1 protein-coding gene is annotated in these 1,193 nt (G+C 45.3%); it reads left to right on the top strand.

Going from position 1 to position 1,193, the window contains the following annotated elements; translation table 11 throughout:
* Positions 1-181: 181 nt before the first annotated feature.
* Positions 182-1,045, top strand: coding sequence for a toll/interleukin-1 receptor domain-containing protein (locus A3OI_RS0104155; protein WP_018403074.1), 864 nt, complete (start codon positions 182-184; stop codon positions 1,043-1,045).
* Positions 1,046-1,193 lie beyond the last annotated feature (148 nt).

Raw genomic sequence — 1,193 nt, forward strand, 5'->3', positions numbered from 1 at the left:
AGTTATCGTCTAATCACAACATGGTTTTCGACGGTGATCTTCCTACAGGGGACTTACACCCCATTAGTTCATGCCCATGCTGGGCGTACACAATTCCAGCCACGGCGACGTCTACTACATTGCAGCTTCGCCTTCATTCCGCAGCCGCGCGTGCTGTTGGCGTTAGCTTCTTAGGAGACTTATGAGTATCGAATCAAGACAGCGGGAAGTCGCACGCCACAAGAAGGAAATTGCGGAACTTCAGAAAAAAGATGCTGACGAAGCGAAAAAGGAAGTAGCTAAAGCAAAAGAGGCGGAACGTGCTTCAAAATCTCTAAGTTCTACAAAAATTACAAGTTCAGCCAGGACATATCAAAGTAAATTGATTCGCCTAAGTGACGATATATCAAAAATCTCAGTGAAACGCGCTGATATCGCCAAAAAGATCGCTCAAAAAACCGACGCGCTTCATCGGTCAGAGCAACATCTATCAAAAGAGCAGGAGTCTCAAAGAAAGAAAATTGCTGAGGCTGATAAAAAGCGAGAGCAGGCGAAAATTACACATCAAAAGAAAATAACCAATGAATTGCGACTACAAAGGCAGCTATCTGAACCTGCTAAGGTAATTCTTGGCGATCGAGAATTTACGAAGCATGATGTCTTTATTTCTCATGCAAGCGAAGACAAAGATAGCTTTGTTCGCCCATTAGCACAAGAGCTAACTGGTATGGGGTTTAAAGTTTGGTATGACGAGGGCACATTGAAAGTCGGAGATAGTCTTAGGCAGAAAATAGATCAAGGATTGTCTTCGTCTAGATATGGAGTCGTGGTTTTATCGGGCGCTTTTTTTGCTAAAAATTGGCCGCAATATGAGTTGAATGGGTTAGTCGCTAGAGAAATGGCTGGTGGCAAAGTTATACTGCCTATTTGGCATAAGGTTTCGAAAGATGAAGTTCTCAGTTATAGCCCAACCTTAGCAGACAAGGTGGCACTTAATACGGCTATATCCAGCGTCAGTGAAATTGCTCAGCAACTTAGTGAGGTACTCCGTGATAACGAAAGCTAATCGGGTAGCCGAGGGTATCTAACCCCCAGCCCCCACAACACCCTGCATGCGGGTCCGCACAGGGCGTTTCCCGAAAACGTTCAGAGTAAGATGGCCGATTACGGCCTCCTACCCCAATGATGGCTTCTGATTTTGCGCCAACGTTCCT

Origin of the sequence: Marinobacter gelidimuriae (genome assembly GCF_000372805.1) — a bacterium.
Classification (GTDB): domain Bacteria; phylum Pseudomonadota; class Gammaproteobacteria; order Pseudomonadales; family Oleiphilaceae; genus Marinobacter; species Marinobacter gelidimuriae.